This is a genomic window from Streptomyces sp. NRRL B-24085 (assembly GCF_001282115.1).
GTDB lineage: Bacteria > Actinomycetota > Actinomycetes > Streptomycetales > Streptomycetaceae > Streptomyces.
On sequence record NZ_LJBR01000455.1, the window covers coordinates 1 to 6,120 of the forward strand.

General features: G+C 72.1%; 4 protein-coding genes and 2 pseudogenes. 3 read left to right on the forward strand and 3 right to left on the reverse strand.

Annotation, left to right across the window (positions count from 1 at the left end; all coding sequences use genetic code 11):
• Both AOJ26_RS43175 and AOJ26_RS36475 read left to right on the forward strand, forming a co-directional pair.
• Positions 1-146 (forward strand): annotated as a pseudogene (locus AOJ26_RS43175) (LysR family transcriptional regulator); the annotation flags it as partial.
• A gap of 59 nt (positions 147-205) precedes the next feature.
• Positions 206-1,438 carry a PQQ-binding-like beta-propeller repeat protein gene (locus AOJ26_RS36475; protein ID WP_053852646.1) on the forward strand — a complete coding sequence of 411 codons (1,233 nt, stop codon included), beginning with the start codon at positions 206-208 and terminating at the stop codon, positions 1,436-1,438.
• A gap of 13 nt (positions 1,439-1,451) precedes the next feature.
• On the opposite strand, the gene AOJ26_RS36480 is transcribed toward AOJ26_RS36475, so the two are convergent.
• The 3 genes from AOJ26_RS36480 to AOJ26_RS36490 all read right to left on the reverse strand — a co-directional run bounded on the left by AOJ26_RS36480 (position 1,452) and on the right by AOJ26_RS36490 (position 5,666).
• On the reverse strand, positions 1,452-3,596 hold the full coding sequence (locus AOJ26_RS36480; protein WP_053852647.1) for a putative bifunctional diguanylate cyclase/phosphodiesterase: 2,145 nt from the start codon (positions 3,594-3,596) through the stop codon (positions 1,452-1,454).
• Entirely contained in the window at positions 3,593-4,414 is an 822-nt protein-coding gene (locus AOJ26_RS36485; RefSeq protein WP_053852648.1) for an SAM-dependent methyltransferase, read from the reverse strand. Before AOJ26_RS36485 ends, AOJ26_RS36480 begins: the two co-directional genes overlap by 4 nt.
• A gap of 283 nt (positions 4,415-4,697) precedes the next feature.
• On the reverse strand, positions 4,698-5,666 hold the full coding sequence (locus AOJ26_RS36490) for an SCO0930 family lipoprotein (protein ID WP_053852649.1): 969 nt from the start codon (positions 5,664-5,666) through the stop codon (positions 4,698-4,700).
• 273 nt (positions 5,667-5,939) lie between these two features.
• On the opposite strand from AOJ26_RS36490, the pseudogene AOJ26_RS43670 reads away from it, so the two are divergent.
• Positions 5,940-6,120: pseudogene (locus AOJ26_RS43670) on the forward strand (hypothetical protein); the annotation flags it as partial.

The following is a 6,120-nucleotide window of genomic DNA, read 5'->3' on the forward strand; positions in this document are numbered from 1 at the left end:
TGGTCGCCACGCGGTCCGGGCGGGGGCTGCGGGTCACCCCGCTCGCCCGGCCCGGACTGCACCGGACGATCGCGCTGGCCCACCGCAGCGACGTCGCTCCGCCGCGGGCGGCACGGGAGTTGCAGCGGATGCTGCTGGAGCGCTGAGCGGCCGTAGCATGAGGTGCCTCTCCGACGGGGGCGCACTCGGACGGGGGTGGGCGGGGATGAAACGGCGTCTCATAGCAGTGACCGCGGTGCTGCTGGTGCTGGCGGGGTGCGCGGGGCACACCGCGTCCGGCGGACCGGGAAGCCCGGCGGTCTCCTCGTCGTCCGGGGGCTCGGGGCCGGCGGTGCGGACGGCCTCGGCGTCCGTCTCAGGCCCGTGGCGCGCGTGGACGGCTTCCCTCTCCAGCCGTGAGGCGCACGGCAGTTGTGGCGCGACGGCACACCAGGTGGTCTGCGCGACCGACTCCGGCGGACTGGTGGGGCGTTCCCGCGCCGACGGCCGTGTCACCTGGGCGGTGCCCGCCGACGACCGCGGCAGAAGCGCCGGACTGGTCGTCGACGCGGCCGACGAACGGGCCGTGACCGCGGTCGCCGGCGTGCTCCGCGCGGCGAACCTGCGGACGGGTGCGCGGGCGTGGACCCACCGGTCGCCCACCGGCGGCGCCTACGTCACCCTCGGCGCGGCGGACGGCGTCGTGCACGCCCTCGTGAGGGCTGACACCACGTCACGGACCGGAGTACTGGAGGCCGTTCGCGCCTCCGACGGCACGCCCCTCTGGCACCGGACCGTCGCCTGGAGCACGGGCGAACCCGTGGCCGCCTTCCGGGGCCGCGTCTACACGGCCGACGGCACCCGGGTCACCGCCCGTGACGCCCGCACCGGCAAGACCCTGGCGACCGGCCCCACGGGCGTCACGTGCCCGCACCTCGTCACCGGCGGCCACTACCTGGTCTGCACCGGCAGCCCGCTCTCCGCCGGGGACACCTTCCCGCCCATGCGGCGGCTGGACCCGGCGACCCTGAAGCCGCTGCCGACCCCGAGGAACACCATCGACATGCCCGTGCGCGGGGTGATCTCCGACGACGGGGTCCTGGTGCTGTACGAGGCCGGCGCCGAGGACACGAGCGCGGGCAACTGGTTCGCGTACGACCTCGAGCACGACCGCAGGCTGTGGAGCACGTACGCCACCGAGGCGGACGCCACCGTGACCGCCGGCCGGTTCGTGACCTTCACCCCGGGCAACGACAGCGCCACCCGGGGCCGCGTGCTCACGCTCGACCTGCACGCGGGTCCGCGGGGCACCGGCAGCGCCGCGCCCCGCATGTCCCCCGTGTACGCGCAGGCCAGGGACGGCGAACACCCCGTCCTCGTCGCGCCGGGCGGGGACACGGGCCACATCCTCGTCATGGCCCGCACCCACGGCTCGCTGCGCTCGCTGCCGCTGCCCTGAGCGAGCGGGGCGGTCAGCCCGTCGCGTCCACCAGGGCCAGCTCGTGCAGCCGCTCCGGCGGGCCCGGACGGGCGTAGTACCAGCCCTGGGCCGTGTCGCAGCCCAGTATCCGCAACTGCTCGGCCTGAGCCCCGGTCTCGACGCCCTCGACCGTCACCGCGAGGTTCAGGCCGTGGGCGAGCGAGACGATCCCGTCGACGATCTTGAGGTCGACCGGGTCGGCGGGGAACTGCTGCATGCTCTGGGTGAAGGAGCGGTCCAGTTTGAGGACGCTGACCGGGAGGCGGCGGAGGTTCGCCAGGTTCGAGTAGCCGGTTCCGAAGTCGTCCAGGGCGATGTCGACGCCCATCTCGGCGAGTCGGCGCAGCGGCTTGAGCAGGTCGTCGTCGGCGCCGATGAGGGCCGACTCGGTGACTTCGAGGCAGAGGGCGTCGGGGGACACGCCGGCGCGCTCCAGGATGTCCACCGTGTCCTGGACCAGGCCGGGGTGAGTGAGCTGGCAGGGCGAGAGGTTGACGTTGATGCGGAGCGGGCCGCCCGCGGTGTCCTCGCCGTACCGTTCTCGCCACTCACGCGCCTGCCGTACCGACTGCTCCAGGACCCACCGGCCGAGCGGCACGATCAACCCGGTGTGCTCGGCGAGCGGGATGAACCGGTCCGGGCCGAGGACGCCGTGCTGCGGGTGCAGCCAGCGCACCAGCGCCTCGGCGCCCCGCACACTGCCGTCGCCGAGGTGCACCAGCGGCTGGTACTCGATGAAGAACTCGCCCCGCTCCAGGGCCGCGGGGAGCTGCGTGGTCAGCCCGTGCCGGGTGATGGCGCGGGCGTCGGCCTCCGGATCGGCCAGCTCGAAGCGGTTGCCGCCCGCCGACTTGGCCCGGTACATCGTGATGTCGGCGCTGCGCAGCACCTCCGCGGGACCCCGCTCCCCCGCCGGGCCCTCGACGATGCCGATGCTGCCGCGCACGGTCAGCTCGCGGCCGTCGATGCGGACCGGGGCGAGCAGGACGTTCATGATGCGCGCCGCGAGGTCGTCGACCTCGCTCTCGGTGTCCGGGCCGGTGGTCAGCGCCACGAACTCGTCACCGCCGAGGCGGGCGACCATCTCGCCCGGCGCGGTCGCGCAGGACTGGAGCCGGTCGGCGACCTCGACGAGCAGCCGGTCGCCGGCCGCGTGGCCGAGGCTGTCGTTGATGGTCTTGAAGCCGTCGAGGTCGAGGTAGCACAGGCCGAACCGCTGGCCCTCGCCGGCGCTGAGCGCCTTCTCCAGGCGTTCGAAGAACAGGGTGCGGTTGGGGAGCCCGGTGAGGGCGTCGTGCGTGGCCTCATAGCGCAGCCGGAGGTTGAGCAGCCGGCGCTCGGTGGTGTCCTCCATGAGGGCCAGCTGGTACTGCGGGGTGCCGTCGGCGTCGCGCAGCAGGGAGACCGTCAGGTTGGTCCACAGGACCGTTCCGTCGGGGCGGTAGAAGGCCTTTTCGAGGTGGTAGTGCTCGCGCTCGCCGCGGACGAGCTCGTCGTAGAGCGTCCAGGTCTGCGGCGCGTCGTCGGGGTGCGTCCACTCCCGCACGTTGCGGCCGCGCATGGTCTGGTCGGTGATGCCGAACATGCGCAGCAGGGCGCCGTTGACCTGGAGGACGTTGCCGTCCAGGTCGGCGATGCCGATTCCTATGGCCGCGCCCTCGAACACGGCCCGGAAGCGCGCCTCGGTCGCGTGCAGGGCCTGCGCCACCACGCCCTGCGCCTCCAGCGCGGCCTGTGCGATGGCCTCCTGCTCGGCGAGGGTCCGCTCGCGCAGCGCCTGCGCGAACCCGGCGGCCATGGCGTGCTGGAGGCGTGCGCACCTCGACCGCAGGTCCTCGCGGTCGCCGTCCCCGCCGCAGTAGAGGACCAGATAGGCGTCCACGCAGTCCAGGGAGCGGGTCAGCGCCTCCGGGTCGGTGCAGTGCGCGTCGACGAGGGCGGCGCCGACCGCCCGGCCCTCGTCGGTGTCGACGGTCCTGGCCGCCAGTGCCCCGCTCAGGCGGCGGGCCAGCGCGAGCAGTTGCCCGTCGAACTCCGGCCGGGTCGCGGACGTCGACGTCACCGGGAACACGGCCCGGCTCCAGATCGTCGCGAACCGGCGCAGTCTGTCCTCCGGGCCGTCCGGCTCCGCGCTCACGCCGCCCGCCCCACGCCGCCGAACTGGGAGAAGGCCCACGGGTCCTCGTCCTCGGGGTCCCAGTTCTCGGACTCCGGCCGCCACCGCGGCATCGGTACCAGTCCGGGTTCCACCATGTCGTACCCCTCGAAGAACCGTGCGATCTCGTTGTGCGAGCGCATGATCAGCGGGTTGCGGATGTCCTTGTACACATCCATCGCGCCCTGGACCTGCTCCTGCGACAGCGGGATGCCCTCGTAGGCGGCGTGCGTGAGCACCAGCAGGCTGCCGGGCGCGAACGCGTCGCGCAGCTCGGCCACCGCTCCTTGGGGGTCATCCGCGTCTTCCACGAAGTGCAGTATGGCAACGAGGAGCACCGCAACCGGACGGTTCGGGTCGATCAGCCGCCGGACCTCGGCGCTCTCCAGGATCTCCCGGGGCTTGCGGAGGTCGGCCGCGACGACGCCCGCGTCCGGGTTGTCCGCGATGACCGCCTGACTGTGCGCGACCGCCACCGGATCGTGGTCGACGTAGACGACCCGGGCGCCGGGGCTGGCGCTCTGGGCGACCTCGTGGACGTTGCCGAAGGTGGGGATGCCCGAGCCGATGTCCAGGAACTGCGTGATGCCCTGATCGACCGCGAAGCGCACCGCCCGGCGCATGAACGCCCGGTTCGCCTGCATGATCTTCGGGAGTCCCGGGACGTGCTCCATGGCCTTGCGGGCCGCCACCCGGTCCGCCTCGAAGTTGTGCGAACCGCCCAGGTAGAAGTCGTAGATACGCGCCACGCTCGGCACCGAGATGTCGATGCTCCGGGGAGCCCAGGCGGGACGCTCCATGTATCTCTCCAAGGCGTAGGCGATCCGGTGTTCGAGCTGAGGCTACTGATCGCCCGCCAAAGGAGCGAGCGGAAACGGAAATTGACCGTCCGTTCCCGGTCACTGCCTGCGGCACGTGCCGCCAAAAAGTGGCGGCGCATCCTCCACGAAAAGTGAGCAGCGCGCTCCGGAGAGTTGCGGAACGGGCATCGAAACGCGGGGGCTTGGGGGAAATGACGGCAAACCGGTCCGACCCCTCCGTGCGGCGCGGAGGGGTCGGACCGGTGGATCGGTGGGGCCGGTGTCACTTGTCGGAGATGCCGACCATCTCTCCGTTGGGACGGACGGCGTACCAGGTGCCGCCGACACCCTGGCCGTTGGTGTCGCCGGGCTGCTTGTCGGCCGCGAAGGTGTAGATGGGCGAGCAGTTGACGGTCTGCTGCTTGACGCCGTCGGAACGGGTGAAGCTCATCAGGCCCTTCTTCTGGACGCCCTTGGTGTCGTTCGCCGACACGGGTGCGACGACCGGCCACTTCTCCAGGCAGGCACCTGTGCAGTTGGAGACCGGCTCGGGCCAGGCCTTGTCCTTGGCGAAGCGGTAGACCGTCATGCCGTTCTTGTCGACGACGATCTCGCCCAGGTCGGGGTCGTTGCGCGTGGACAGTCCGGGCCGACTGGCGACCGACGCCTTCTTGCCCGTGGGGGCCAGCGCGTACCACTTGCCGCCCACGCCCTGGCCGGTCAGGTCCCCGGCCTTGGTGTCCTTGGCGTAGCGGTAGGCCGGCCAGCCGGCGATGGTGAGCTGCTTGCTGCCGTCGGCCCGGGTCACCTCGCCGAGCAGCGCCTTGTCGATACCGGCACCGGCCGAGGCGTCGTCCGCGGGCACCGGCGGCCAGGCCGTCGCGCAGTCGCCGTTGCAGTTGGACTTCGGCGGCTCGGCGGTGTCCTCGTCGAAGCGGTAGAGGGTGAGGCCGGTCGCATCGGTCAGCACGTCCCCGAGCTCGGCGTTCGCGGACACCTGCAACTTGCCGGCCGAGGTCGACTGGGCCCCCAGGTTCCCCTGGCCGATCGCGGGCGCACTCGCGTCGGCACTGGGGCTGGTGCCGGTCCCGACACCGGAGCCGACACCGCCGTAACCGCCCGCCGCCGCGGTGGCTCCGACGTTCTGACTGCCCACCGACGAGGTGCCGCTTTCCTGACCGCACGCCGTCGTCAGCGCCAGGACCGCCGCGGCGCTTGCCACGAGTGAGGCGCTCCGCCAGGAGGTCTTCATCGTCAACTCCCCATAAATCCAAAGGGTGTTGCAGCGCCCTGCTGCGCCGCCGCACGACCATGGGTACGCACCGGAGCAGGGGTTGTGTTCAACCGTCCCGCAAATTTCTTTCCGAAGGCTGTGACCACACCTGTCTCGGACCGCACGGGCGTACGCCTCATCGGCCGGACGAGCGCCCAGGATTCAAACATCGGGCGAGCCTTTGTCCTCCCTTCGGAGCAATCTCTTCGCGCCCGCGCGTGAGATCGCCCGGCAGGCCTCATGATCTCCGTCGTGCATCGACCCGAATCACCGCAATCCGCCACCGCCATACGTGCGTTGGCCCTGCTGACCCTGGCGTGGGCGCTCGTCGGCCCCGCGGCCGGGACGGCCGAGGCGGATGCCTGCGCCTACGCCTCGGTCGGCCCCGGCGGCGCCGAGGTGGTGGCGGTCGCCGGAAGCCTCACGTGGCCCA

What these genes read in the sequence shown, in the direction of transcription:
- AOJ26_RS36490 (WP_053852649.1), bottom strand. Translation starts at nt 5,666, where the DNA reads ATGAAGACCTCCTGGCGGAGCGCCTCACTCGTGGCAAGCGCCGCGGCG.
- AOJ26_RS36475 (WP_053852646.1), top strand. Translation starts at nt 206, where the DNA reads ATGAAACGGCGTCTCATAGCAGTGACCGCGGTGCTGCTGGTGCTGGCG.
- AOJ26_RS36485 (WP_053852648.1), bottom strand. Translation starts at nt 4,414, where the DNA reads ATGGAGCGTCCCGCCTGGGCTCCCCGGAGCATCGACATCTCGGTGCCG.